The following is a 25,935-nucleotide window of genomic DNA, read 5'->3' on the forward strand; positions in this document are numbered from 1 at the left end:
GCTCATCCCGGCCGTAGCGAAGTGTAGAGCCGGGATCTCTGGCGCAGGAGGTACTACGAGGCGCGAGGCTCCGGGGTCACCGCTGCGCGGTGCCCGGGATGGCGGACGCGGGGCGTGTGGCGATCAGCGAGCGTCCGCCGCCATGCAGTCGGTGAAGCCGTCGGCCAGGCCCTGCATCAGGTCGAACCAGGCATCCGGGCCCGGCTCCAGCTCCGCCCCGATGGGGTCGAGCATGCCGAGTCGGGTGTCCGTACCTTCGACCACGGTCTCGGCGAGGGCCGGGCGGAACTGGGGTTCGGTGAACAGGCAGGTGACATCGCCCTCGGCCAGGCGCGTGCGCAGTTCGGACAGTCGGCGCGCCCCGGGCATGCGCGACGGGTCGACGCTGATGGAGCCGGCCGCGTTCAGGCCGTAGTGCCGCTCGAAGTACTGGTAGGCGTCGTGGAACACCATGAAGCGCTGGTCGCGCACCGGCGCCAGTTGTTCGGCGATCCCGGCATCCAGGTCTTCGATGCGCTGGAGCAGGCGATCCCGGTTGTCGCGGATGGTGGCGGCCTGGTCCGGGTCGTGTTCCGCGAGGCGGTCGGCCAGTTGTTCGACGACGGCCGTCGCCACAGCCGGCGACAGCCACAGATGGCTGTCGACACCGCCGTGCGCGTGCGCGTGCGCGTGCGCGTGCCCGTGGTCGTGGTCATGCTCGCCGTGCCCGTGCCCGTGCCCGTGCCCGTGCCCGTGCCCGTGGTCGTCCGACCCGTGTGCATCGGGGGCATGCTCGTCATGGGTGTGTCCGTGGTCCCCGTGCTCGTGATCACCGTGGTCGTGCGCTTCGTGGTGATCGCCGCGCGCGTCATGTCCGTGGTCGCCATGGTCGTGATGACCTTCCCATACGCCGCCGCTACGGCCTTCCAGCAGGTCCAGGTCGAGGTCGTGCATCAGGCTGATCACGGTAGCGCGGTCGGAGATCCCGCGCAGCGGCCGCTCGAGGAAGCCTTCCAGCTCCGGGCCGACCCAGATGACCACGTCGGCCTGTTGCAGGCGGCGCGCCTCGGAAGGCCGCATCGCGTAGCCGTGGGGCGATGCGCTGGCCGGGACGAGCAGTTCGACCTCGTGGGTATCGCCGGCCAGTGCGGCAACCAGACTGTGGATGGGTAGAATCGAAGTGACGATGCGCGGCGCGTCCGCCTGAGCGGGAACGGTCAGCCCCGGCAGCAACGCCAGGGCCAGCAGCAGGGCGGGGAAGATCGGACGGCGAAAGGCGGAACGCATGGGCGGATTCTCCATCGGGGCTATCAACGTTATACTATACCAACATGATCCGAAAAAGCCCTTCCCAGCCCGCTGCAGCGGAAATCGACGCATCGCCCTTGCTGGCGGCCCGTGACGTATCGCTGGAGCGTGCGGGTCGGGTAATCCTGGATCAGGTCTCCGTCCAGGTGCGACCGGCCGAGGTGACGGTGGTGATCGGCCCCAACGGAGCTGGCAAGACCTCTCTGCTGCGCGTCCTGCTGGGGCTGTGGAAACCGGGGCGGGGTCGGGTGCAGCGCCGACGCGGCCTGCGCATCGGCTACATGCCCCAGCGCCTGCAGATCGAGCCGGTGTTGCCGCTGTCGGTGCGGCGCTTTCTGACATTGCGCCAGCGGGCCCCGGAGTCGGTGCTGCGGGAACGGCTCGAACGGGTAGGGGTGCCGCACCTGCTGCACAAGCCCGTGCAGTCGCTCTCCGGGGGAGAGATGCAGCGGGTACTGCTCGCCCGCGCGCTGCTCAATCGACCGAACCTGCTCGTGCTGGACGAACCGGCTCAGGGGGTGGATATCGTCGGCCAGGGCGAGGTGTTCAAACTGATCGACGATATCCGCCACGAGACGGGTTGCGGGGTGCTGATGGTCTCGCACGACCTGCACCTGGTGATGGCGGGGGCGGATGCGGTGATCTGCCTGAACCAGCATGTGTGCTGTACCGGGCGGCCGGAAGAAGTATCGCGGCACCCGGAATACCAGCGCCTGTTCCCGGAGACAGACATGCAGGGGATCGGGGTCTACCGGCACGATCACGACCATGTGCACGACGTGGCCGGGGAAGTGCATGAGCATCACGCCGGCTGTGCCCATGGTCGGCCGTCAGGCCCCGGCGGAGGCGGGTCCCGATGATGGAAGGGCTGCTTGACGACTTCCTGGTGCGCGCGCTGCTGGCGGGCCTGATGGTAGCGGCTGTGGCCGGGCCGCTGGGGGCCTTCGTGGTCTGGCGGCGCATGGCCTATTTCGGCGATACCGTGTCGCATTCGGCCCTGCTCGGCGTGGCCCTCGGGGTGTTGCTGGGGTTGAACCTGAACCTGATGGTCACGCTGGTATGCGTGGCCATCGCGATCCTGCTGGTGCTGCTGCAACGCCGCCAGGAACTGGCCGCGGACACGCTGCTCGGGATCCTCGCGCACAGCGCGCTGTCGCTGGGGATCGTCGCGATCACCTTTATCGAGGGGCTGCGGGTGGACCTGATGGCCTACCTGTTCGGCGACATCCTCGCGGTCGGGACCGGGGATCTGCTGTCGATCGCCATTGGCGGTGGCGTGGCCCTGCTACTGCTGATCGTCCTGTGGCGCCCGCTGTTGGCGCTCACGGTGCATGAGGAACTGGCGCAGGTGGAGGGCGTGCCGGTGCTGCTGGTCCGGCTGGGCCTGATGCTGCTGATCGCGCTGGTGATCGCGGCGGCGATGCAGGTCGTCGGGGTGTTGCTGATCACCGCGCTGATGATCATCCCGGCCGCCAGTGCACGGCGCTTCGCCACCACCCCCGAGCAGATGGCGATCCTTGCCGGCATCATCGGCATGCTGGCAGTGGGGGCCGGGCTGTGGGGCTCCTTCCAGTACGACACGCCGACCGGCCCGACCATCGTGGTCGCCGCGATGCTCGGCTTCATCCTGGTGCATCTGCTGCCGGGCCGCCTGATCCCCCATTTCGGCGGCCGCTGAACCCCTTTGTATTCACCACGAAGCACACGAAGGCACGAAGAAAGGCCAGGTCAAAAGCAAAAAGCTTGAACAGGAAGAAAGGAAGTCAGGAAGGATTCTGAAATGGGTCTGTCCCTGCGGTGCGGGCCTGCGCACGCTGGTTAGCCCTGATTCATATCATCCTTCAAATCTTCTCATCTTCCTGTTAACGCCCTTGACCTAGCTTTTCTTCGTGCCTTCGTGTGCTTCGTGGTGAACAAAAAGGGCGCCGGAGAGTGGTCAGCAGGAGCGGCGTTCGAGGCGTTCGAAGGTGAAGGGGCAGGCGTGGCGGTCGTCGGCCTCGTGGTGTTCGGACCAGACGACGTCCCAGTCCGCGGGGTCGATCGCGGGGAAGTACGTATCCCCGGCGTGGCGCTCGTGCACGCGGGTCAGGTGCAGCACGTCGGCGCGCGGCAGGGCCTCCTCGAACAGACCCGCGCCGCCGATCACGAAGGCCGGGCCCGCCTCGATGCTGGCCAGGGCCGCGTCCAGATCCGAGTAGACCTCGACGCCGTCGGCGCGCCAGTCCGACTGGCGGGTCAGGACCAGATTGCGCCGCTTCGGTAGCGGTCGTCCGATGGACTCGAAGGTGCGCCGCCCCATGATCATTGGGTGGCCGTTGGTCACGCGCTTGAAGTGCTGCAGGTCCTTCGGCAAATGCCAGGGAAGGTCGTTGTCGCGCCCGATCACGTGATCCGGATCGAGCGCGACCATCAGGTGGATCTCGGGTTGGCGCATGTAGAGATAGTCCGATCGCGGATGGGTCAGGCGGCGTCGACCTGAATGATTTCGCTCTGGCAGTGCGGCTCGGGAATGGGCTCCCCTTGCTCCCGGAGGCCTTCGAGATGGAACTTGATGGCCTCCCGGATTAGGGTTACGACCTCTTCGCGGCTGGCCGCCGAGGCCATACAGCCGGGTAGATCGGGCGCATATGCACCCCAACCATCCTCGCTTTCCTCGATGATCACGGTGTAGTTCATCATCGCCTCCTCGGGTTTTTGTCCTTGAGACCCGCCTGTTTCAGCGCATTGTTCAGTGTTCCGGGGGGAATATCCAGATCAGGTTTTCCCGCCACGGTTACAAGTCCCGGCTTCGTTGGATGCTTGAATTGGCGGTGGCTGCCTCTTTGTCGAACCTGAACCCATCCATCGCGTTCCAGGCATCTGATCAGTTCCTTGATCTTCATTCGGCTTCCTTGCCGGTATCCATTTGCGAGGGTAGCGGAGTCAGATGGCGATGGGGGCCTTGATCGGGGGGTGGGACTGGTAGTCGCGGACCTCGATGTCGTCGAAGGTGAAGGCGAACAGGTCGGTGACGTCGGGGTTCAGGTGCAGGGTCGGCAGCGGCAGCGGCTCGCGCCCGAGCAGTTCTTCGACCTGGTCCTGGTGGTTGCGGTAGAGATGGGCGTCGCCGAAGGTGTGCACGAATTCGCCCGGCTTCAGGCCGACCACCTGCGCGAGCATGTGGGTCAGCAGCGCGTAACTGGCGATGTTGAACGGCACCCCGAGGAAGACATCGGCGCTGCGCTGATAGAGCTGGCAGGACAGGCGGTCGTCGGCCACGTAGAACTGGAACAGGGTGTGGCAGGGCGCCAGCGCCATGCGCCCGGCCGCCGCGTTGGCCTGCGGCGAGACGGACTCGTCGGGCAGATCGGCCACGTTCCAGGCGCTGATGATGTGGCGCCGGGAATGCGGCCGGTTCTGCAGGTTGTCGACCAGTTCGGCCAACTGGTCGTGGCCGGCCCAGTTGCGCCACTGGGCGCCGTAGATCGGGCCCAGGTCGCCGTCCTCGGTTGCCCATTCGTCCCAGATGCGGACCTTGTTGTCGCGCAGGTAGCGGATATTGGTGTCGCCGGCGATGAACCACAGCAACTCGTGGATCACCGAGCGCAGGTGAGTGCGCTTGGTGGTTACCAGCGGGAAGCCGTCAGCCAGATCGAACCGCATCTGGTAGCCGAACACCGAGCGCGTGCCGGTACCGGTGCGGTCCGGACGATCCGTGCCATGGTCGCGGATGTGCCGCACCAGATCGAGGTATTGCTGCATCTCAGGAGGCCTCCGGGGCCGGGCGGGCTGCGGGCAGCGGGTTGCGCCGCGACCAGACGATCAGGGCCACGCCGAACAGGATAACCGGCAGGCTCAGGACCTGGCCCATGGTCAGCCAGTCGAAGGCAAGGTAACCGATGTGGGCGTCGGGCACGCGGACGAACTCGATCGCAAAGCGGAAGCCGCCGTAGAGCGTCAGGAACAGCCCGGAGATCAGGCCCGTGCGGCGCGGCTGGCGCGAGACGATCCACAGCACCACGAACAGCACCAGCCCCTCGAGAAAGGCCTGGTACAACTGCGACGGGTGGCGCGGGATGTAGTCCGCGGCCGGGAAGACCATGGCCCAGGGCAGGTCGGTGGGCTTGCCCCACAGTTCGCCGTTGATCCAGTTGCCGATGCGGCCGGCGCCGAGGCCGATCGGGATCAGCGGGGCGATGAAGTCGGTCAGGCGGAAGAACGGCTGGCCGATCTTGCGGGCATACAGCCAGCAGGTGACCAGCACCCCGGCGAGTCCGCCGTGGAAGGCCATGCCACCTTCCCAGATGCGGAACAGGCTCACCGGGTCGGCCAGTGTGGCGTCCAGGTTGTAGAACAGGGCATAGCCGAGCCGTCCGCCGACCACGACCCCGACCACGCCCCAGAACAGCAGGTCGCCGACCTGCCAGGGGTGCAGGGGGTCCCAGTCGCGGGTGCGCGTGCGCCAGACGCCGAGTGCCCAGAAGGCGATGAAGCCGACCAGGTACATCAGGCCATACCAGTACAGGGTCAGCGGGCCGATGGACAGCGCGACCGGGTCGATAAACGGGTGTGTGGGCATGGACGCTTGCGGATGAAAAACCGGCTGCACATGCTACCCGGCCGGGCGCCGGCATGCACCTGCATGCGGGTCGTCGGATCCACTTTCCAGGAGGTCGCGCGATGAATCGACTGGCCGGGGCCAGCAGCCCTTATCTGTTGCAGCACGCCGACAACCCCGTGGACTGGTACCCCTGGGGCGAGGAGGCGCTGGAACGCGCCCGCCGCGAGGGCAAGCCGATCCTGCTGTCGATCGGCTACTCCGCCTGCCACTGGTGCCATGTGATGGCGCACGAGTCCTTCGAGGACCCGGACACCGCCGCGGTGATGAACGAGCGGTTCGTCAATATCAAGGTGGACCGCGAGGAGCGCCCGGATCTCGACCGCATCTACCAGAACGCGCATATGCTGCTGTCGCAGCGTCCCGGGGGCTGGCCGTTGACCGTCTTCCTGACGCCCGACCAGGTGCCGTTCTTTGCCGGGACCTACTTCCCGAGCACCCCGCGCCACGGCCTGCCATCGTTCGTGGATCTGATGACGCGGGTTGCCGACTTCCTCGCCGAGCACCCCGACGAGATCCAGCGCCAGAACGAATCGCTGCAGCAGGCGCTGGGTCGGATCTACCGCCCCGCCGGAGGCGCGATCCCGGCGCTCAGTGTCATCGACAAGGGGCGCGCGGAACTGGCGAAGACCTTCGACGAGCAGTTTGGCGGCTTCGGGGATGCCCCCAAGTTTCCGCACCCGGCCTCGCTCGAGTGGCTGGCCTGGCATGCGGCGCGCCATGGCGATGCCGAGGCCGACCGCATGCTGGGGCGCACCCTGGACGCGATGGCCGCGGGTGGCATCTTTGATCAGGCGGGGGGTGGCTTTTGTCGCTACTCGGTGGATGCCCGCTGGATGATTCCGCACTTCGAGAAGATGCTCTACGACAACGGCCCGCTGCTGGGGCTCTATGCCGAGCGCGCGGCCGGCGGCGATCTTCGCGCGCTGCGGGTGGTGGAACAGACGGTCGCCTGGCTGAAACGCGAGATGCGGGACGGCTCCGGGGCCTTCTACTCGAGCCTGGACGCGGACTCCGAGGGCGAGGAGGGACGCTTCTACGTCTGGGATCCGGACACCGTGGAGGCGTTGTTGCCGGAGCACGAATGGGCCGTTGCCAGCCGGGTCTGGGGGCTCAATGGCCCGGCCAATTTCGAGGGGCGCTGGCATCTGCACGAGGTCGTGCCGCCGGCGACCGGCGCGGAGGCGCTGGGGATCGACGAGGCGGAGGTGAACCGGCGGCTGGATCAGGCCCGGGAACGTCTGCTGACGGCCCGCGAGGATCGGGTGCGACCGCACCGGGACGAGAAGATCCTCGGCGCCTGGAATGCCCTGATGATTTCCGGACTGGCGCGGGCCGCGCGCGCCCTGGGGCGTCCGGAATGGCTGCACCTGGCACGTGACGCGATGACCGCCGTGCGCGAGCGCCTGTGGCGCGACGGCCGGCTGTACGCCAGCGTGCGCGAGGGGGCCACCGGTGCGATGCCGCGCGCCTATCTCGACGATCACGCCCTGTTGCTGGAGGCCACGCTGGCGTTGCTGGAGACTGAATGGGACAGCGAGCTGCTGGGCTGGGCCGTGACTCTGGCCGATACCCTGCTGGCGGAATTCGAGGACCGCGAGCACGGCGGTTTCTTCTTTACCGCCGGCGATCACGAGGCGCTGATCCAGCGCCCGAAAGTGTATTCCGACGATGCCATGGCCAATGGCAACGGTGTCGCGGCGCAGGCCTTGCAGAAGCTCGGGTTCATGCTGGCCGAGCCACGGTATATCGAGGCGGCCGAGCGCACCCTCGCCAACGCCGGACCGATGATCGAGCAGGCCCCGGTGGGACACATGAGCCTGCTGATGGCGCTGGACATCCACTACCAGCCGCCGGCCCTGGTCGTGCTGCGCGGGGCGGCGGACGAACTTCCCGCGTGGCAGCAGCGCCTGCGGGCGCAGGCTGCTCCGGTATGGGCCCTCGCGATCCCGGCCGATGCCGGCGACCTGCCCGCTGTGCTGGCGGAGAAGGCCGCGCCGGAGACGGGTGTGCGTGCCTATCTCTGCCGCGGCCTGCAGTGCGAGGCGCCGGTGACTGACCCTGCGGCGCTGGACAGCGCGCTCTCACAGGGTTGAAACGCCGGGTCGCGTACCCACGGTAGAATGCGTCCGGTGGTAGGAGCCTGCTTGCAGGCGAAGCCCCTGCCAAACTCCGACATGGGCAGGGGCTTCGCCTGCAAGCAGGCTCCTACAAAGACATCCAGATCATTGCAAAAGGGAAGATTCGAATGAGCGAGAAGAAGCTGATGGATTTCGTCGCCGAGGCACGCAAGAACGTGAAGGAGATTGCCCCGGCGGATCTCGCCGAGAAGATGGAAGCGGGCGAGGACTGGCTGGTGGTCGACGTGCGCGAACCCTATGAGTTCGAAAAGATGCACGCGCCGAATTCCATCCTCGTCCCGCGCGGCCTGCTGGAGGGCGCGGCCGACCCCAACACCCCGCACCGCATCGACGCCCTGGTGGAGGCCCGCGAGAAACCGGTGGCCGTGATGTGCGCGACCGGCGGCCGCGCCGCGATGTCCGTGCAGCGGCTGCAGGAGATGGGCTTCACCAACGTGGTGAATATCGCCGGTGGCATCAAGGGCTGGGAAGGCGAGGACCTGCCGGTCGAATCCGGCGCCTACACCGGCAAGCTGCCGTAGCACGGCCTCGCGGGGCGGGGGCTGGTGCCTCCGCCCCCAATGCCACCCTCTGCGGGTGGGCATCCGACGGCGGATTCACCCGACCGTCATCGTTTCTACACGGGATGGTCAAGCGCGCGGCGTAGTCTCCGGGGCAGTTCAACCGGAGGTCGCCACCATGACCGCACCGCCTCGCTCCCTGTCCGTGTCCTCCACGGATGCCGAAACTGCCTATCGCGTCCATCTGGCTTCCAGCCCCGCGGATCTGGAAGCCGCCCAGCGCCTGCGCCACGAGGTCTTCGCCGGCGAGATGGGGGCAGCGCTGCCGGACACCGCCTCGGGGCTGGATCGTGACCCGCTGGACGCCTTCTGTCATCACCTGCTGGTGCGTGACCGACGTTCGGGCGGTGTGGTGGCCTGCACGCGCATCCTGACCGAAGAGAGTGCGAGCACGGCCGGCGGTTTCTATTCGCTGTCCGAATTCGAACTGGGCCCGCTGATGAATCTGCCCGGGCGCACTCTGGAGGTCGGTCGTACCTGCGTGCGCGCGGACCATCGCCAGGGCGGCGCCATCAACGCACTGTGGACCGGGCTGGCGCGTTTCATGAATGCCCATCGCTACGACTACCTCATGGGCTGCGCCAGCCTGCCCCTGACCGAGCAGACACCGGCCCAGCTGGCCTGGCTGCGCATGTTTCACCGGGCCCCGTCGCGCCTGCGGGTGACCCCGCGCCGGCCGTTGCCCAACGCCCTGACCATCTGCCACGGCACGCCCAGCCGCAGCGGTATGCCGCCGCTATTGAAGGCCTACCTGCGCCTGGGCGCGCGGGTCTGCGGCGAGGCCTGTTTCGATCCCGATTTCAATGTGGCCGACGTGCTCGTCCTGCTGGATGTGCGCGCCATGCCGGACCGTTACCATCGGCACTTCCTGGGCGTCGCGGCGCCCGCAAGCCGAGGAACGGAACATGACCGGAACACTGCGGGCACTGGCTAGGCTGATGCGTATCGTGCTGCACATGCTGGCGGGGGTCTGGCTGACCTGGCGGATGACCCGCCGCGAGGCCGACTTCGAGGAGCGCAGTCGTATCCGCCGGGCCTGGTACGACCGTGCCCTGTGGATCGCGGGGGTGCGTTTCCGGATCCATGGCGAGCCGCCCCGGCGGCCGTCGCTGGTGGTCTCCAACCATGTCTCCTGGCTGGATATCCCGTTGATCGGGGCAGCGCTGGACCCGTGCTTCCTGTCCAAGGCGGAGATCGCGCGCTGGCCGGTCATCGGCTGGCTGGCCCGGCAGCACGACACCCGCTTCATCGAGCGCGGTGCGCACCAGGCCTCCGCCCATGTCGAGGCCATGCAGGCTGGCCTGGACGAGGGCCGCCACTTCGTGGTGTTTCCGGAGGGGACGACCAGCCGGGGCGAGTTCGTGCGCCGTTTCCACCCGCGCCTGTTCGCGGCCGTCACCGGCACTCGGCATCCGGTGCAGCCGGTGGCGCTGGCCTACGAGCGGGCGCCCGACGGCGCGGTTCCGGTGTCGTATTCCGGCGGGGATCGCCTGATCCCCAACGTATGGCGCTTGCTGTGCCGCCGCGAGACGCGTGTGGACCTGCATTTTCTGGCGCCGCTGGAAGTCGCGGACCAGGACCGGCGGAGCCTGGCGGACGGTTCCCGTGAGGCCATCGTCCGGGTGCTGGGCCTGCCCCTGGAACCGCCAGCCGGTCGCGAAAGCGACCGCTCGCCTGCATAGCGTCGGGCACGGCACGGGGATTCATTATGTGGTCGCAACCGCACATCGAGTCCCCGGGCCCCTGCCGCACACGCCTGCATCTGGCGCTGGTCACCGAGACCTGGCCGCCGGAGGTCAACGGCGTGGCGCATACCCTCGCGCGGCTGGTCGAGGGGATGCGCGCGCGTGGCCACCGGGTGCAGGTCGCCCGCCCGCGCCAGCCGGGCGAGGTGGCGCGCCCCTGCGGGGCGGGCGACGAATCAGTGACGTGTGACCACCTGCTCGCGGGCCTGCCGCTGCCCGGCTACAGCGGCCTGCGCATGGGTCTCCCGGCGCGCCGCCGGCTGCAGGCCCTGTGGTCGGAGGACCGCCCGGATGCCGTGTATATCGCCACTGAGGGTCCGCTGGGGCATGCGGCCCTGCGCGCGGCGCGGCGCCTCGGGATTCCGGTCGCCTCGGGTTTCCATACCCATTTCGACGGCTATGCCCGCTACTACGGTGTCGGCTGGCTGACCCCGCTGGTGCGCGCTGTCCTGCGCCGTTTCCACAACCGCTGTGACGTGACCCTGGCCCCGACCGGGGCACTGGCGCACACGCTGGCGGCGCAGGGATTCCAGCGCGTGCGGGTGATGGCGCGGGGCGTGGATACCCGGCGTTTCACCCCGGCGCGGCGGTCATCGCGCCTGCGCCAGCAATGGGGTGCGGCGACCGCCACACCGGTCGTGCTGTACGTCGGGCGCCTGGCACCGGAGAAGAATCTGGCCCTGGTGGTGGATGCCTTTCGCGCCATCCAGGCGGCGCGCCCCGACGCGCGCCTGGTGGTGGTCGGCGATGGCCCCTCGCGAACGGAGCTGGAGCGGGCCAATCCGGACGCGATCTTCACCGGCCAGCAGGTGGGCCAGGCCCTGGCACAGCACTACGCCAGCGCCGATCTGTTCCTGTTTCCGTCGACTTCCGAGACCTTCGGCAATGTGGTGATCGAGGCCATGGCGAGCGGGCTCCCGGTGCTGGCCTTCGATTCGGCCGCGGCTCACGAGCATGTGACCAGCGGCGTGAGTGGCGCCCGGGTGCCGCTGACGGGAACGGCGTCCGAGGATGCCGCCGCCTTCGTCGGCGCGGCGGGCGCTCTCGCGCAGGATCCGGAGGCCTGGCGCGAGATGGGCCGTCAGGCGCGAGCGCATGCCCGCGGGCTCGACTGGGTCGAGGTGGTGGCCGAGTTCGAGTCCCAGTGTCTGGGAATCCTCAAGGAGGGTCGCGATGCGCGTCCTGCAATGGATGGATGAGCTGGAGCTGGCGGTCTGCCGGCAGTTCAACCACTACAATCGGCGCCGCGTCGTCAGCGGGTTCTTTGGCGGGGTGAGCCGGCTGGGCGACGGGGTGGCCTGGTATGCGCTGATGCTGGTGCTGCCGTTGCTGCACGGGCCGCAGGCGGCTTGGGTCAGCCTGCAGATGGCGGTGGTGGGGCTGGCGTCGCTGCCGGTGTACAAGTGGCTGAAGCGACGCACCAGCCGGCGGCGGCCCTGCCACCGTGATCGCCCGTTCACGCGGACGGTGGACCCGCTGGACGAATTCAGCTTCCCCTCCGGCCATACCATGCACGCGGTGGGATTCACCGTGGTCCTGGTGGCGTGGTTCCCGGTCTGGGCCTGGCTGGTGGTGCCGTTCGCGGCGCTGGTGGCCGCCTCGCGGCTGGTACTGGCGCTGCACTATCCCAGCGACGTCGCCATGGGCGCGCTGATCGGGGCGTCCATGGCCGGCGCGGTGCTGTGGCTCGCCGGGTTGTTCTAGGGAAACACCTCGCGTCATCCCGGCCGTAGCGCAGCGAAGAGCCGGGATCCCCGCTTCGCGGAAGCCCCATCGCCCTGATCTGCCCCGGCGTTGGAGATCCCGGACAACCGCTGCGCGGTTTCCGGGATGACGCCTTAGCGGGCGGGATCAGCCGCGGGAGGCGAGCGCCTCTTCGTTGTAGGCGGCGTCGATGGTGACGATGGTTTTCTCCACCAGGCGGAAGCCCTCCACGGGTGCGTCATCGCCCATGTACTTCAGGCGGGTCGGGCCAATGGCCTTGACCGCCTCGGCGCGTTCCAGGGTGGTGTCCGGGCTGTCGGCGCCGGCCCCGTCCATCAGCGCGACCAGGACCTCGGCCGCGATGGGGTTGCGGTGTTCGCCGCTGCGCGCCTTTTCCAGCGACGCGGCAGGGTCGCCGTCCAGGAACACGCCGTCCATGTGTTCATCCAGGTACTGCAGCAGTTCGCTTAGCGTCATGATGCGCCTCCCGTTGGGTCTCGAGTGGCCGCCAGCGCGCATGGGCGCGGCGGCGACCGGTGATCGGTGGGTTCAGCCCTGCTGCGCGTAGGCGGCCCGGGCGGCGGGCATCGCGCGGCCGGGGGTGACGGCCCCCATGTCGGCCAGCACGGCCTCCAGCGCGGACAGGCACAGCAGGACGTTCTTCTCGTTCGCGCCGTAGCCCATCAGGCCGATACGCCAGACCTTGCCGGCATACGGTCCCAGCCCGGCGCCGATCTCCAGGCCGTAGCGGTTCAGCAGTTCGCCGCGCACCGCGGCCTCGTCCACGCCCTCGGGCACGTGCACCGCATTGAGCTGCGGCAGGCGATGCTCGGCATCCACCAGGAAGCTCAGGCCCATGGCCTCGAGGCCGGCGCGCAGGGCGTCGTGGTGGCGGCAGTGACGCGACCAGCTGTTCTCCAGGCCTTCCTCGGCAAGGATTACCAGCGATTCGTGCAGGGCGTACAGGGCGTTGATCGGGGCGGTGTGGTGGTAGGCGCGCTTGCCGCCGCCGCCCCAGTACCCCATGACCAGGTTCAGGTCGAGGAACCAGCTCTGGACCTTGTGGCTGCGTGCCTGGATGCGCTCTACCGCGCGCTCGCTGAAGCTGACCGGCGACAGGCCCGGGGTGCAGGACAGGCACTTCTGCGAGCCGGAGTAGATTGCATCCACGCCCCAGTCATCCACGTACAGCGGGCTGCCGGCGAGGCCGGTGACCGAGTCGACGATGCTCAGACAGTCGTGTTCGCGCGCCAGCCGGCAGAGGGTCTCGACGTCCGAGCGCGCGCCGGTGGAGGTCTCGGCGTGCACGAAGGCCAGGATCTTCGCATCCGGGTTGCCCTTCAGCGCGTCCTCGACCTTCTGCGGGGAGACCGGGGCGCCCCAGTCGTCCTCGACCACCACGGCAGTGGCGCCACAGCGCTCGACGTTTTCCTTCATGCGCGTGCCGAACACGCCGTTGATGCAGACGATCACCTTGTCGCCCGGCTCGACCAGGTTCACGAAGCAGGTCTCCATGCCGGCGGAGCCGGGGGCGGAGACCGGCAGGGTCAGCGCGTTACTGGTCTGAAAGGCGTACTGCAGCAGGCCTTTCATCTCCTCCATCATGCCGACGAAAACCGGGTCCAGGTGGCCGATGATCGGGCGGCTCATCGCGCTCAGAACACGCGGGTTCACATCGGAGGGGCCGGGGCCCATCAGGGTGCGCTGCGGGGGGAGAAAGGATTTTGCCTGCATGGATGCGTCTACCGGATTGGAAAAGGGGGAATCTAGATCGCCGCCGGGGCGCGGGCAAGCGCCCCTACGCACCGGCGGGAGTTGCCGGACAGTGACGCTCGAGCAGCGTGAGCCAGTGCTCGACCGGGGTGTCCGTGCCACTTTGCAGATGGGTCTGGCAGCCGATGTTGGCGGTGACGATGCGCGCGGGGCCCGCGGCCTCGAGGTTGTCCAGCTTGCGCTGGCGAAGCCGACCTGCCATCTCCGGCTGCAGGATCGAGTAGGTGCCGGCAGAGCCGCAGCACAGGTGCGGCTCGATGACCGGAACCAGATTGAAACCGGCGGCCTGCAGGAGCGGTTCCACGCGCCCGGGCAGGGCCTGGCCGTGTTGCAGGGTACAGGGGGCGTGCCAGGCCACTGGTGGGTGATCGGCCGGTGCGCGGATCCCGAGCTCGCGGATGCTTTCGGCGTCGAACAGTTCCACCGGGTCGCGAACCCGTGCCGCCAGCCGGGCCGCGCGCTCGGCGTACGTCGGGTCGTCGGCCAGGATGTGCCCGTAGTCGCGTAGCAGCACGCCGCAGCCACTGGCGGTGCTGACGACCGCGTCGACGCCGCGCTCCAGGACCGGTTCCCAGGCGTCGAGGTTGGCGCGGACCCGGGCGCGGGTCCGTTCCTCGAAGGCCAGGTGGTGTTCCACCGCTCCACAGCAGCGGGCCGCCCCGGTCTCCACTACCTCGACGCCGCGGCGGGCCAGCAGGTGGCGCAGGGCCGCGTTGATGCGGGCGTCGATGGCGTCATGCACGCAGCCGCCCAGCAGCAGCACGCGCCCATGCTGGAAGCCGGGTCCCGCAGCACCGTTGGCGGGCCGGGGTACGGTCCCGGTGGCCTGGCGCGGCGGCACGCGCCGCTTCAGTCGCGCGGGCAGGGCCGGGCGGGCGAGACGCCCCAGCCCGAGGGCCAGACGGAACGGCCAGCGCGCCGGCAGGGCGCGCGCCAGCAGGCCGCGCAGCAGCCGCTCGCGCCAGGGGCGGTCGAGGTCGCGCTCGACGACCTCGCGGCCCACCGCCACCAGGTGGTTGTAGTCCACGCCGGAGGGGCAGGTGGTCATGCAGTTGAGGCAGGTCAGGCAGCGGTCCAGATGGGTGCGCGTCGTGGCATTGGCCTCGCCGCTCTCCAGGACCTCCTTGATCTGGTAGATCCGGCCGCGCGGGCCGTCCAGCTCGTCGCCCTGTTCCTGATAGGTCGGGCAGGTCGCGTTGCAGAAGCCGCAGTGCACGCAGGCGCGCAGCGCGTCCTCGGCGATGCGCGCCGCCGGGTCGTTCTCGAAGCGGGGGTGCAGGCGGGTTTCCATGGTCTCAGCTCGCCCGGGCGGGGCGTGGATGGGGGGCAATCAGTGGGGCGAAAAATACCCCGTCCGGGTCCATCGCCGCGCGGACTTCCCCTTCCAGGCGCGCGTGCGGCGCGGGGCGCGGATGCAGCCAGGAGCCGCCGGCGGGATTGCCCAGCCACAGCCGGGCATGCCCGCCCGCGTCTGCGACCGTCGTGCGGACCGTTTCCGGGGCCGCGCTGGAGCGCAGCCAGCGCTCGCCGCCGCCCCAGTTCATCAGCCACTCACCCGGCAGGTCGAGGGGCTGGGTCGCCGGCGGCAGGCTCAGACGCCACAGGCGTTCGTCGCCGGTCACCGAACCGGTCAGGAACGGCAGGTGACGATCGCGCAGCCGGGTCCAGAAGGGCGGACCCTCCAGATCGGCATCCGCGCCCAGGCGCTCGGCGGCCTCCTGCACGGCCTCCTGCCCACCGCCCAGGCGGATCCGGGTGATCCCGTCGGCCCAGGCCAGGCCGGAGAAGGGCAGGGCGGTGCGTCCCCAGTCCCGAGCCTGCTGGATGAATTCGGCCGCGGAGGCCTCGCGGCGCAGCCAGGCCTGGTAGGCGGGGGCGGGGAGCAGCTTGAAACTGGCTTCCAGCAGCAGGCCCAGACTGCCCATGCTGCCCGCCATCAGGCGCGAGACGTCGAAGCCGGCGACGTTCTTCATGACCTCGCCACCGAAGCGCAGGATCTCGCCGCGGCCGTTCACGATGCGCGTACCCAGCAGCGCGTCACGCAGACTGGCGGTCCAGGGGCGGCGCGCGCCGGACAGCCCCAGGGCGACCATGCCGCCCACGGTGCTGGACGGGGTGGGCATGGCCGGCTCGAAGGGCAGCATCATGCCGACCTCTTCCAGCGCGGCCTGCAATTCCATCACCGGTGTGCCGGCACGCACCGTCACCACCAGCTCGCTGGGGGCCAGATTGACGATGCCGTGGTGGCGGCCTGCCTCCAGCAGCTGCACACCCGCCGGATATCCTTCGGGGAACGCGAGGGCACGCTGACTGCCACTGCCGGTGATGGCCAGGCGGTGGCCGGCTGCACTGGCCGAACGGATGCGCTCGGCCAGTAGCAAGGACTGGTCGGTTCCGGGTTCCATCAGATGCGGGCGCGGCCGGGGCTAGTGGGCCTCGTGGAAAGTTCGGTAACGGATCGCTTCGCCAGAAGCGCCGGCGCTGCGTTGGGCAAGTTTGAAATAGCGTGGCTATTCCGGCACTTGCCCGCCTTGCTCCGGCACTTCTGGCTGTGCTCCATCGTCACCGAACTTCCCGCATGGCCCACTAGCCCGTCTCCAGTGTCAGGCGTACCCGTTCCAGGCGATGCCGCACATCTTGAGCAAGGTCCTCGACACCGGGCTTGTTGACCAGACCCATCACCGCGACCGGGTCCATGAAGCCGACCGTGCAGGTCCCGTTCTCGTTGTCCTGTACCAGGACGTTGCAGGGCAGCAGCAGCCCGATGTTCGGATCCGCCTCGATCGCCTGGCGGGCCAGGTTCGGGTTGCAGGCGCCGAGGATGCGGTAGGCCCGATGATCCAGGTCCAGTTTCTTCTTGAAGGCCGCGGCCACGTCGATCTCGCTGAGAATGCCGAAGCCTTCCTCGCCCAGGGCGGCCGTGGTGCGCTCGATCACCTGATCGATCGCGCCCGGCACGATCACGTTGAAGCCGTATTGAGGTTGTTCCATCGCGGGTCCTCCGTTCGTGGTGAGGTCGGGTTACGCCGACAGCGCCGGGGCGTCGCCGGATGGCCCGCCTCCCGGTGGTGTCGTGCGCCGGCGCTGGTTCCAGGCGACCAGGAGCCCCAGGGCCAGCGCGGGGAGGTAGAACCAGTAGGGACTCGGACGGTCGGTGGGCACCAGCACGCCGGTGATGGCCCAACCACCCTCCAAGCCTACCCGGCCGGCCGGGCTGCCGAAAGCAACCGTTTGTATCTGCGCCTTCTGCGCGTCGGGATCGAAGCGCACGTCCAGGCCGGCATCGGCCAGGCGTTCGCGCGGAGCCAGGTCCGGGCTGCCCAGCGGGAACATCACCGTGCGGGTGATCTCGCGGCCCTCCAGGTCGATGCCGGTGGCCTCCACGCGCAGCGAGTCACGATCCGGGATCGTTTCGACGACCTCCAGCAGGGTCTCCGGCGGCTGGTGCGCAAAGGGCGGCGCGATGCGGTCCATCAGTACCGTGGGCACTAGCAGCACGAAGGCCACCACCAGCAGGGCGCCGGATTCCCAGTAGCGGCTGCGGGTCAGGAACCAGCCCTGGGTGGCCGCGGTAAACGCAAGGATGCCCGCCAGCGAGCCGAGGAATACCAGCGTCAGCTGGAACACGTTGTCCACGCCGATCAGCAGCAACTGGCTGTTAAAGATGAAGAAGAACGGCAGTGCGATGGTGCGCAGGCTGTAGGCAAAGGCCTGGATCCCGGTGCGGATCGGGTCGGCCTTCGCGATCGCCGCGCCGGCGAACGAGGCCAGACCCACCGGCGGCGTCACGTCGGCCATGATGCCGAAATAGAACACGAACAGGTGGGCCGCGATCAGCGGGATCAGGATGTCGTGCTGGGCGCCCAGGTCGACGATGATCGGGGCCATCAGGGTCGCCACGATGATGTAGTTCGCGGTGGTCGGCAGGCCCAGCCCCAGGATCAGGCTGATCAGGGCCGTCAGCACCAGCACCAGCAGCAGGTTGCCGCCGGACAGGGTGTCCACCAGGTCGGTCAGCACCAGCCCGACGCCGGTCATTGCCACGGTGCCGACGATGATCCCGGCCGCGGCGGTGGCCAGGCCGATACCGATCATGTTGCGCGCGCCGGTCTCGAAGCCCTGAAACAGCTCCCATACCCCGACCCAGGTCGCCTGCAGCAGCCGGCCCTGGCGCCGGAACAGCGCGACCAGCGGGCGCTGGGTCAGGACGATGAAGATCATGAAGGCCACCGCCCAGAACGCCGCCAGCCCCGGCGACAGGCGCTCCACTACCAGGGCCCAGACCAGCACCACCAGCGGCAGCACATAGTGCAGACCGCCCAGTACCGTGGGTAGCACGCGCGGCAGGGGTTGCTCGGTGTCCAGGGGTTCCGGCTCGGGTTCGCGGGCGACGATCCACAGCAGGATCAGGTAGGCGGCGAACAGCAGGCCGGCGATGATCCAGGCGGCGGCGTCGCCGGCCACCTCCTTGATCCAGCCAAGCCCCCAGTACACCGCGGCGGCCAGGATGATCAGGCTGGAGACGGTGATTCCGAAGCTGATCAGGCGCCCGCGCCAGGTGGTCACGGTGGCGCGCTGGAGCCCCTCCATGCCGTTCTTGCAGGCCTCCAGATGCACGATATAGATCAGCGCGATATAGGCGATCAGCGCCGGCAGAATCGCGTGTTTGAGCACCTCCACGTAGGGGATGCCGACGTACTCGACCATCAGGAAGGCGGCGGCCCCCATCACCGGCGGCATCAACTGGCCGTTGACCGAGCTGGCCACCTCCACCGCGCCGGCCTTGTGCGGGGCGAAACCGACCCGGCGCATCAGCGGCACGGTGAAGGTGCCGGTGGTGACCACATTGGCGATGGATGAACCGGAGACCACCCCGGTCATCCCCGAGGCCATCACCGCGGCCTTGGCCGGCCCCCCGCGCAGGTGCCCGAGCAGGGAGAAGGCGACACGGATGAAGTAGTCGCCGGCGCCGGCGCGTTCCAGCAGCGCGCCGAACAGCACGAACAGGAACACGAAGCTGGTGGAGACCCCGAGCGCGATCCCGAACACGCCCTCGTTGGACAGCCACTGCTGCGCCATCGCGCGCGGGTAGCTGGCGCCGCGATGGGCGATCAGGTCCGGCATCAGCGGTCCGGCGAAGGTGTAGAACAGGAAGATCGCCGCGATGATGGTCAGCGCCGGGCCGAGCACGCGACGGGTCGCCTCCAGCAGCAGGATCAGGCCGATCCCGGCCATCACCAGGTCCAGCTCGGTGGGGGCGCCGGGGCGCGCCGCCAGGGCCCCGTGGAACAGGTAGAGGTAGAGCGCACTGAAGGCCGCGACCGCGGCGAATACCCAGTCGCCCAGGGGCACACGATGCACGGGGTCGTTCCCGCGCAGCAGGGGCCAGGCCACTACTACCAAAGCAATGCCCAGGGCCAGATAGACCTCGCCGAGGCGTTCAAGGCCCAGCAGCTGCCATAGCCCTAGTGCGATCAGGGCCAGGCCGCCGAGGGCATAGAGGATGCCGATCGCGTGCTGCCAGCCCTTGCCGCGGGCGGTGGGACGTACCGCGGGGAAGAGCAGGTAGCCGAGGAAGATCGCGAAGGCCAGATGGATGGAGCGGGCCTCGGTCTCGGAGACCACGAAGACATCCACCCAGTCGGCCATCGGCGCGGCGATCCAGATCTGGAACAGCGACCACGCGACGGCCGTGATCCAGATGAGACTGCGGGTCGCGCGGCCGGGGTGGCGGCCGCCGGTCTCCAGCTCGGCGACCTGACGGTCTTCCGGGCTGGCGGCATCCTGGGCTCGGGTATCAGTCATCGATCAGTCCTGCCTCGCGAAAGTAGCGTCGGGCGCCGGGGTGCATGGGCGCGGACAGGCCCTCGTCCACCATGCCCTCGCGTTCGAGCCCGCTGAAGGCTGGGTGCAGGCCGCGGAAGGTCTCGAAGTTCTCGAACACGGCGCGGGTCAGTTCAAAGGCGGCGGTATTCGACGTGCGGTCCGAGGTGACCAGGGTGGCACCCACGCCGTAGGTGCGGATGTCCTGGTCCTGCCCTGGGTAGGTATCGGCGGGGATCACGGCGGTGAGGTAGTAGGGGGTCGAGCGGATCAGCTCCTCGATGGCCGGGCCCTCGATGGAGACCAGGCGCGCATCGCAGGTGGCGATGGGCTCCTGGATCGCCGCCGAGGGGTGGCCGACGGAGAACACGAAGGCGTCGATGCGATTGTCGCACAGGGCCTGGGCCTGCTCGCGCGAGGGCAGCTCGCTGACCCGGCGGAAGGTATCGTGATCCCAGCCGAGCTTCTCCATCAGCTCTTCCATCAGGGTGCGCTGGCCGGATCCGGGGTTGCCGATGTTCACGCGCTTGTCCGGCAGATCATCCAGTCCGGCAATCTCCGCGTCGGGACGCACCACCAGGGTCAGGGGCTCCGGGTGCAGGCTGAACATGGCCCGCAGGTGCGTGGCCGGCCCGAAGGCCTCGAAGCGGCCGCTGCCGTGGTAGGCGTGGTATTGCAGATCCGACTGGGCCACGCCGAAATCCATGTCGCCGGAGCGCACCATGTTCAGATTGAACACCGAGCCCCCGGTGCTTTCCGCGGTGCAGCGCATCCCGTGTTCGTCGCGGCGGGTGTTGAACAGGCGGCACAGGTGCTGGCCGGCCGGGTAGTAGACCCCGGTGACACCGCCGGTACCGATATTGATGAAGCGCTGCTCGGCCGCCGCCAGGGGCGCGAGCAGCAGCAAAGCCAGGCTCAGGCCCAGGGCCGGCAGCCCGCGGGTCAGGTGACGTGTCGGGGTGCGGTGCACGGGGGATCCTCGCATGTGTTCTCCCGGGAACAGGCGGTATCGCGAGTGTAGGGAATCGGGCCGCAATGTACACGCTCGCCAGTCCGAGGCACGCGACAAGGTTTTTCTGGTTCTGCGGCCAAGCGGCGCGTAGGGTGGGGCCTCCATCCGACGCAGGCATTGCCCCATGTGGCTTGAAACCCGCTGTGACTTCGAATTCGAGATCCCGGTCCCGACCCCGTTCGTGCTGATGCTGCGCCCGCGCAGCGGCCCGCTGCAGTGGATCGCGCGCGAGGAGTATCGCCTGGTGCCGAACGCCCCGGTGACCGAGTTCGTGGATATATACGGCAATCTCTGCCAGCGTCTGGTCGCGCCGCCGGGGCCGTTCTCGATCCACACAGCGGCCGAGGTGCAGACGGCCGATGCCCTGGATCGCGCGCCTGGCGCCCCGTTTGTCGAGGTGCAGGCCCTGCCGGACGCGACCCTTGGCTACCTGCTGCCCAGCCGCTTCTGCGAATCGGACCGCTTCAATCTGATGGCCACCGAGATCACCGCTGGCCAGTGGCTGGGCTACGACCAGGTGGCCGCGATCGAGCAGTGGCTGCGCGAGCGCATCGAGTACCTGCCGGGCACCAGCGACGTCCCGGTGTCCGCGGTGGAGGTGAACCAGCGCGGGAGCGGGGTGTGCCGCGACCTGGCGCATCTCGGCATTGCGCTTTGCCGCAGTCTCAGCATCCCGGCGCGCATGGTGGTCGGGTATCTGCACGGCCTGCAGCCGATGGACATGCACGCCTGGTTCGAGGCCTTCGTCGGCGGTCGCTGGTACAGCTTCGATGCGACCCAGACGGAATTGCGGGGCGGCTACGTGGTGGTGGGCTACGGCCGCGACGCGGCGGACGTGGCGATCTACAACCAGTTCGGGCTCCCGGTCTACCCGATCCGCCACGAGGTGGGTGTCGAGCGGATCGACGGACCCGCCTGACGCGCGCCGGGCGCGGTATTCCACGGTCGCTGGAAGGGGCTTGAGCCGGCCCCGTCCGCGCCGAAGGGACCGGCATCAAAGTACTTGATCGGGCTTGCGAAACCCGCAATTTCGGGGCGTTCGCGAGGCGTCGTGGTGGGCGCCCCGGGAGCCGCCCGGTCTGAAAAGAGGGGCCGGATGACGTATGATAAGCGGCCTTTTTGACGGCAGTGCCGCCTTCCGGCGGGCGCGCCGCAATCCACCGAATCCGAAGCCTTGAACGGGAGAACCGAATGTTTTCGATCGACATGAGTATCCACGGTTACGACGACGAACTCTGGGGCGCCATCAGCAAGGAGGCGCAGCGCCAGGAAGAGCACATCGAGCTGATCGCCTCCGAGAACTACACCAGCCCGCGCGTGATGGAGGCCCAGGGCTCCGTGCTGACCAACAAGTACGCCGAGGGCTACCCGGGCAAGCGCTACTACGGTGGCTGCGAGTACGTGGATATCGTCGAACAGCTCGCGATCGACCGTCTCAAGGAACTCTACGGCGCCGACTACGCCAACGTGCAGCCGCATTCCGGCTCGCAGGCCAACGCGGCCGTGTACATGGCCCTGCTGCAGCCGCATGACACCGTGCTGGGCATGAGCCTGGACGCCGGCGGCCACCTGACCCACGGCGCCAAGCCGAACTTCTCCGGCAAGATCTACAACGCGGTGCAGTACGGCATCACCGACGAGGGCCTGATCGACTACGACGAGGTCCAGCGCCTGGCCACCGAGCACCAGCCGAAGATGATCGTCGCCGGCTTCTCCGCCTACTCGCGTGTGGTCGACTGGAAGCGCTTCCGCGAGATCGCCGATTCCGTGGGCGCCTACCTGATGGTGGACATGGCCCACGTCTCCGGCCTGATCGCGGCTGGTGAATACCCGAATCCGATCGACCACGCCCACGTGGTCACCTCCACCACGCACAAGTCCCTGCGCGGGCCGCGTGGCGGCTTCATCATCACCAAGGGTCAGCCGGAGCTGAACAAGAAGTTCCAGTCGCTGATCTTCCCGGGTACCCAGGGTGGCCCGCTGATGCACGTGATCGCCGGCAAGGCGGTGGCGTTCAAGGAGGCCCTGGAACCGGAATTCAAGACCTACCAGAAGCAGGTGATCGCCAACGCCCGCGCGATGGCCGAGGTCTTGGTCGAGCGCGGCTATGACATCGTCTCCGGCGGCACCGACAACCACCTGTTCCTGCTGAGCCTGGTGTCTAAGGGCATGACCGGCAAGGCCGCGGATGCCGCGCTGGGCCGCGCCAACATCACGGTCAACAAGAATGCGGTGCCGAACGACCCGCAGTCGCCGTTCGTGACCTCCGGCATCCGCATCGGCACCGCCGCGCTGACCACGCGTGGCTTTACCGAGGCCGAGTCGCGCGAACTGGCCGGCTGGATCGCCGACGTGCTGGACGACCACGACAACGAGCAGGTGATCGACGCGACCCGCGACAAGGTCGTCGAGATCTGCCGCCGCTTCCCGGTCTACGGCGCGCCCGAATAATCTCGGCGAGTCACGGGTCGCGGGCGCGGGATGCGCTGTCCGTCCTGTCATGATCAGGATACCCGCGTGGTCGATTCGCGGGTGGCCGGCCCGGAGCAGGAACAGATCCGGCGCCGGCGCCAGTGCCGCGCCTGTGGGGCACGCTTTACCACCTTCGAGCGGGCGGAGTTCAGCCTGCCGCGGGTGGTCAAGCGCTCCGGCGAACGCGTCGCCTTCGACGAGGAGAAGCTGCGCAGCGGTCTGCGTCGGGCCCTGCACAAGCGCCCGGTGAAGACCGACGATGTCGAGCGGGTCATTGACGACATCAAGCGCCAGCTGTCCGCGCTCACCGCCCCCGAAGTGAAATCCGACCGTATCGGCGAAATGGTCCTGGCCGCCTTGCACGGGCTCGACCATGTGGCCTATATCCGGTTTGCCTCCATTTATCTCAGCTTCGCCAGTGTGCAGTCCTTCCGCGAGGCCATCGAACGGCTGGAGGAAGACCTCAGCCCGGAGATGCGCCGCTCGCAGCTGCGCCTGATCGACGAGGAGGCGCCCGGTCCTGCCCCGGAATCGGCGGCGGGTGGCCCGCAGGAGCCACCGGGGAGTGGTGACTCGTCCAGGGGGGAGTGATGGAAGCACCCACGACCGAGCAGGCGATCACGGACCGCCGTTACATGGCGCGGGCCCTGGAGCTGGCCGACTACGGCCGCTTCACCGCGGACCCGAACCCGCGGGTCGGGTGCGTGATCGTGCGCGACGGACACGAAGTCGGCGCGGGACTGCACTGGAAGGCCGGCGAGGCCCATGCCGAGGTGAACGCACTGCGGGCGGCCGGCGAGGCCGCGCGCGGCGCAACCGCCTACGTCACCCTGGAACCCTGCAGCCATCACGGCCGGACCCCGCCCTGCACCGATGCCCTGATCGGCGCCGGGGTAGCCCGGGTCGTGATCGCCATGCAGGACCCCAACCCGCAGGTCTGTGGCGGCGGGATCGAGGCCCTGCGGGCAGCAGGTATCCCGGTCGACAGCGGCGTGCTGGAGGCCGAGGCGCGTGCCCTGAACCCCGGATTCGTGCGGCGCATGGAGCAGGGACGCCCCTGGGTGCGCGTCAAGCTTGCCGCGAGCCTCGACGGGCGTACCGCTATGGCCTCCGGCGAGTCGCAGTGGATCACCGGCGAGGCGGCGCGCCGCGACGTCCAGCAGTGGCGGGCCCGCGCGGGCGCGATCCTGACCGGCAGCGGCACCGTGGTCGCCGACGACCCGCGCCTGAACGTGCGCATGAAGCCGTTCGATCTGGCCGCCCATGCCGGGTTTCCGGATGACCCCCGCTATTACGACCTGCCGGGACGCCAGCCCCTGCGGGTGATCCTGGACGCCCGCCTGCGGACGCCGCCGGGCGCGCAGATCCTGCGCGAGGGACCGGTCTGGATCCTCACGGTGCCCGATGCCGCGGACTCGCCGGCCGCGGACACCCTGCGCGGCCGAGGGGCGGAGGTCCGGCCCGTGCCGTTGGCGGAGGAATCCGCCGAGGGCGGGCTGGATCTGGGCGCGGTGCTGGCGGAGCTGGGCCGCGCCGAGGTCAACGAGCTGCATGTGGAATCCGGGCCGGGGCTGGCCGGGGCGCTTGCGCGCGGTGGCTGGGTGGACGAATGGCTGATCTACCAGGCCCCCCTGCTGATGGGCTCCAATGCTCGCCCCCTGGTCGAGTGGCCGCTGGCCCGCATGTCCGAGCGCGCCGAACTCGAGATCGTCGATTCCCGCTGGGTCGGCGAAACCCTGCGCCTGCGCGCCCACCCGCGTTCGTGAAGGCCGATTTCACCACGAAGCACACGAAGGCACGAAGAAGGGAAAGGTCAAGGGCGGTCTACAGGAAGACGGAAAGAGTGGAAGGATGACTGGGTTTGAAACGGGGTGCGCAACCGCATCGCATGGGCAGACCATGACCATCCGCTATTGTGCTTTACCGAAAAACCCTTCCAATCTTCCCATCTTCCTGTGAACCGCCTTTGACCTTCTTCGTGTCTTCGTGTGCTTCGTGGTGAACAAGGGTTTTCCGGGCAGGAACCGGGTAAAAGGGCGGGGCGTGGTGCGAACTCATTAGGGTTTCCCTATGATGGGCGGCGAGCAGCCCGGCGCGGTCCGTGCGGGCACCCCGGAACGAGTGGACGTCCATGTTTACCGGAATCATCGAGACCCTAGGCAGCCTGGAGCGCCTGACCCCCAGCGGTGGCGACGTGCGGCTGCACGTGAACGCGACCGGGATGGACCTGTCGGACACCCGGCTGGGGGACTCGATCGCGGTGAACGGGGTCTGCCTGACGGTGACCGACCTGGCGGGCAGCGGCTTTGCCGCCGATGTCTCGCGCGAGTCGCTGGAGGTGACCACGCTGGGCCATCTCGAACCGGGGGACCGGGTGAATCTCGAACGGGCGCTGGCCCTGGGCGACCGCCTGGGCGGGCACATGGTGTCCGGGCACGTCGACGGCGTCGGCGAGGTGGTGGCGATGGAGCCCGATGCGCGCTCGACCCGCGTGCGCTTTCGCGCGCCACCGGCACTGGCCCGCTACATCGCGGCCAAGGGCTCGATCACCATTGATGGCACCAGCCTGACCGTGAACCGCGTGGACGGCGCCGAGTTCGAGGTCAACATCATCCCGCATACCTGGTCCCTGACCCGCTTCGCCGTCTATACGGTGGGCACCCCGGTCAACCTCGAGGTCGACCTGATCGCCCGCTACCTGGAGCGTCTGATGCTGGGCGAGCGGGCGGCCGAGCCCGGCGCGCAGGCGGGCGACCTGTCGGAGGCCTGGCTGGCTGAACAGGGCTTTCCCAATCAATCCGGGCCGCGCGACTGAACGCAC

Annotated in this window: 26 protein-coding genes; 13 read left to right on the forward strand and 13 right to left on the reverse strand. The window is 68.6% G+C overall.

What is annotated here, in order from left to right:
- Window positions 1–123 precede the first annotated feature (123 nt).
- Entirely contained in the window at window positions 124–1,266 is a 1,143-nt protein-coding gene (locus D106_RS0100275; RefSeq protein ID WP_018878843.1) for a zinc ABC transporter substrate-binding protein ZnuA, read from the reverse strand.
- Between the two features lie 98 nt (window positions 1,267–1,364).
- Here D106_RS0100275 and D106_RS0100280 point away from each other — a divergent pair, with 98 nt between their 5' ends.
- Both D106_RS0100280 and znuB read left to right on the forward strand, forming a co-directional pair.
- Entirely contained in the window at window positions 1,365–2,147 is a 783-nt protein-coding gene (locus D106_RS0100280) for an ATP-binding cassette domain-containing protein (RefSeq protein WP_018878844.1), read from the forward strand.
- Entirely contained in the window at window positions 2,144–2,965 is an 822-nt protein-coding gene (gene znuB, locus D106_RS0100285) for a zinc ABC transporter permease subunit ZnuB (RefSeq protein WP_018867852.1), read from the forward strand. The genes D106_RS0100280 and znuB overlap by 4 nt, the downstream gene beginning before the upstream one ends.
- Window positions 2,966–3,223: 258 nt before the next feature.
- On the opposite strand, the gene D106_RS0100290 is transcribed toward znuB, so the two are convergent.
- From D106_RS0100290 to lgt, 5 genes are read right to left on the reverse strand one after another with little or no spacing between them, the layout of a single operon-like run.
- Window positions 3,224–3,721 carry a dihydrofolate reductase gene (locus D106_RS0100290; protein WP_018877888.1) on the reverse strand — a complete coding sequence of 166 codons (498 nt, stop codon included), beginning with the start codon at window positions 3,719–3,721 and terminating at the stop codon, window positions 3,224–3,226.
- 26 nt (window positions 3,722–3,747) lie between these two features.
- Window positions 3,748–3,963 (reverse strand): type II toxin-antitoxin system HicB family antitoxin, encoded by a 216-nt coding sequence (locus D106_RS0100295; protein WP_018867850.1) that lies wholly within the window; start codon window positions 3,961–3,963, stop codon window positions 3,748–3,750.
- A complete protein-coding gene (locus D106_RS14445; RefSeq protein ID WP_018867849.1) occupies window positions 3,963–4,169 on the reverse strand; it encodes a type II toxin-antitoxin system HicA family toxin in 207 nt (68 codons plus the stop codon). The genes D106_RS0100295 and D106_RS14445 overlap by 1 nt, the downstream gene beginning before the upstream one ends.
- Window positions 4,170–4,209: 40 nt before the next feature.
- Window positions 4,210–5,028 carry a thymidylate synthase gene (locus D106_RS0100300; protein WP_018875823.1) on the reverse strand — a complete coding sequence of 273 codons (819 nt, stop codon included), beginning with the start codon at window positions 5,026–5,028 and terminating at the stop codon, window positions 4,210–4,212.
- Window position 5,029: 1 nt separating this feature from the next.
- Entirely contained in the window at window positions 5,030–5,845 is an 816-nt protein-coding gene (gene lgt / locus D106_RS0100305) for a prolipoprotein diacylglyceryl transferase (RefSeq protein ID WP_018867847.1), read from the reverse strand.
- 101 nt (window positions 5,846–5,946) lie between these two features.
- On the opposite strand from lgt, the gene D106_RS0100310 reads away from it, so the two are divergent.
- The 6 genes from D106_RS0100310 (at window position 5,947) to D106_RS0100335 (ending at window position 12,034) form a co-directional block, all read left to right on the forward strand.
- Window positions 5,947–7,980, forward strand: coding sequence for a thioredoxin domain-containing protein (locus D106_RS0100310; RefSeq protein ID WP_018878845.1), 2,034 nt, complete (start codon window positions 5,947–5,949; stop codon window positions 7,978–7,980).
- 152 nt (window positions 7,981–8,132) lie between these two features.
- Window positions 8,133–8,546, forward strand: coding sequence for a rhodanese-like domain-containing protein (locus D106_RS0100315; protein WP_018867845.1), 414 nt, complete (start codon window positions 8,133–8,135; stop codon window positions 8,544–8,546).
- 157 nt (window positions 8,547–8,703) lie between these two features.
- Window positions 8,704–9,519 (forward strand): GNAT family N-acetyltransferase, encoded by an 816-nt coding sequence (locus tag D106_RS0100320; protein WP_018878846.1) that lies wholly within the window; start codon window positions 8,704–8,706, stop codon window positions 9,517–9,519.
- 4 nt (window positions 9,520–9,523) lie between these two features.
- A complete protein-coding gene (locus D106_RS0100325; RefSeq protein ID WP_018878847.1) occupies window positions 9,524–10,267 on the forward strand; it encodes a 1-acyl-sn-glycerol-3-phosphate acyltransferase in 744 nt (247 codons plus the stop codon).
- 26 nt (window positions 10,268–10,293) lie between these two features.
- Window positions 10,294–11,529 carry a glycosyltransferase family 1 protein gene (locus D106_RS0100330; protein ID WP_018878848.1) on the forward strand — a complete coding sequence of 412 codons (1,236 nt, stop codon included), beginning with the start codon at window positions 10,294–10,296 and terminating at the stop codon, window positions 11,527–11,529.
- Window positions 11,504–12,034 carry a phosphatase PAP2 family protein gene (locus tag D106_RS0100335; protein WP_018867841.1) on the forward strand — a complete coding sequence of 177 codons (531 nt, stop codon included), beginning with the start codon at window positions 11,504–11,506 and terminating at the stop codon, window positions 12,032–12,034. Before D106_RS0100330 ends, D106_RS0100335 begins: the two co-directional genes overlap by 26 nt.
- 147 nt (window positions 12,035–12,181) lie before the next feature.
- On the opposite strand, the gene D106_RS0100340 is transcribed toward D106_RS0100335, so the two are convergent.
- From D106_RS0100340 to D106_RS0100370, 7 genes are all read right to left on the reverse strand, one after another.
- Window positions 12,182–12,511, reverse strand: coding sequence for a hypothetical protein (locus tag D106_RS0100340; protein ID WP_018867840.1), 330 nt, complete (start codon window positions 12,509–12,511; stop codon window positions 12,182–12,184).
- A 72-nt stretch (window positions 12,512–12,583) separates the two neighbouring features.
- The gene (locus tag D106_RS0100345; RefSeq protein ID WP_026280519.1) at window positions 12,584–13,768 is read right to left on the reverse strand and encodes an alanine--glyoxylate aminotransferase family protein; all 1,185 of its coding nucleotides are present in this window, start codon (window positions 13,766–13,768) and stop codon (window positions 12,584–12,586) included.
- 64 nt (window positions 13,769–13,832) lie between these two features.
- Window positions 13,833–15,098: a glycolate oxidase subunit GlcF gene (gene glcF / locus D106_RS0100350; RefSeq protein WP_018877880.1), complete on the reverse strand. Its 1,266-nt coding sequence runs from the start codon at window positions 15,096–15,098 to the stop codon at window positions 13,833–13,835.
- Between the two features lie 4 nt (window positions 15,099–15,102).
- Window positions 15,103–16,212 (reverse strand): glycolate oxidase subunit GlcE, encoded by a 1,110-nt coding sequence (gene glcE / locus D106_RS0100355; protein WP_018878850.1) that lies wholly within the window; start codon window positions 16,210–16,212, stop codon window positions 15,103–15,105.
- A 181-nt stretch (window positions 16,213–16,393) separates the two neighbouring features.
- Window positions 16,394–16,798, reverse strand: a complete 405-nt coding sequence (locus D106_RS0100360) for a DUF302 domain-containing protein (protein WP_018867836.1) — start codon at window positions 16,796–16,798, stop codon at window positions 16,394–16,396.
- Window positions 16,799–16,828: 30 nt separating this feature from the next.
- Window positions 16,829–19,612 (reverse strand): TRAP transporter permease, encoded by a 2,784-nt coding sequence (locus D106_RS0100365; RefSeq protein ID WP_018878851.1) that lies wholly within the window; start codon window positions 19,610–19,612, stop codon window positions 16,829–16,831.
- Window positions 19,605–20,615 (reverse strand): TAXI family TRAP transporter solute-binding subunit, encoded by a 1,011-nt coding sequence (locus D106_RS0100370; RefSeq protein ID WP_026280520.1) that lies wholly within the window; start codon window positions 20,613–20,615, stop codon window positions 19,605–19,607. Before D106_RS0100370 ends, D106_RS0100365 begins: the two co-directional genes overlap by 8 nt.
- Before the next feature lie 151 nt (window positions 20,616–20,766).
- Between D106_RS0100370 and D106_RS0100380 the strand changes: the two genes are divergently transcribed.
- The 5 genes from D106_RS0100380 (at window position 20,767) to D106_RS0100400 (ending at window position 25,929) form a co-directional block, all read left to right on the forward strand.
- On the forward strand, window positions 20,767–21,561 hold the full coding sequence (locus tag D106_RS0100380) for a transglutaminase family protein (protein ID WP_018878853.1): 795 nt from the start codon (window positions 20,767–20,769) through the stop codon (window positions 21,559–21,561).
- A gap of 272 nt (window positions 21,562–21,833) precedes the next feature.
- Complete coding sequence (glyA, locus tag D106_RS0100385) at window positions 21,834–23,093, forward strand: serine hydroxymethyltransferase (RefSeq protein ID WP_018878854.1); 1,260 nt, start codon at window positions 21,834–21,836, stop codon at window positions 23,091–23,093.
- 30 nt (window positions 23,094–23,123) lie between these two features.
- Window positions 23,124–23,705 (forward strand): transcriptional regulator NrdR, encoded by a 582-nt coding sequence (nrdR, locus tag D106_RS0100390; protein WP_026280521.1) that lies wholly within the window; start codon window positions 23,124–23,126, stop codon window positions 23,703–23,705.
- Window positions 23,705–24,880 (forward strand): bifunctional diaminohydroxyphosphoribosylaminopyrimidine deaminase/5-amino-6-(5-phosphoribosylamino)uracil reductase RibD, encoded by a 1,176-nt coding sequence (ribD, locus tag D106_RS0100395; protein WP_018878856.1) that lies wholly within the window; start codon window positions 23,705–23,707, stop codon window positions 24,878–24,880. Before nrdR ends, ribD begins: the two co-directional genes overlap by 1 nt.
- A 365-nt stretch (window positions 24,881–25,245) precedes the next feature.
- Entirely contained in the window at window positions 25,246–25,929 is a 684-nt protein-coding gene (locus D106_RS0100400; RefSeq protein WP_018878857.1) for a riboflavin synthase, read from the forward strand.
- Window positions 25,930–25,935: the final 6 nt, after the last annotated feature.

It is taken from the genome of Thioalkalivibrio sp. ALE9 (assembly GCF_000377445.1).
GTDB lineage: Bacteria > Pseudomonadota > Gammaproteobacteria > Ectothiorhodospirales > Ectothiorhodospiraceae > Thioalkalivibrio.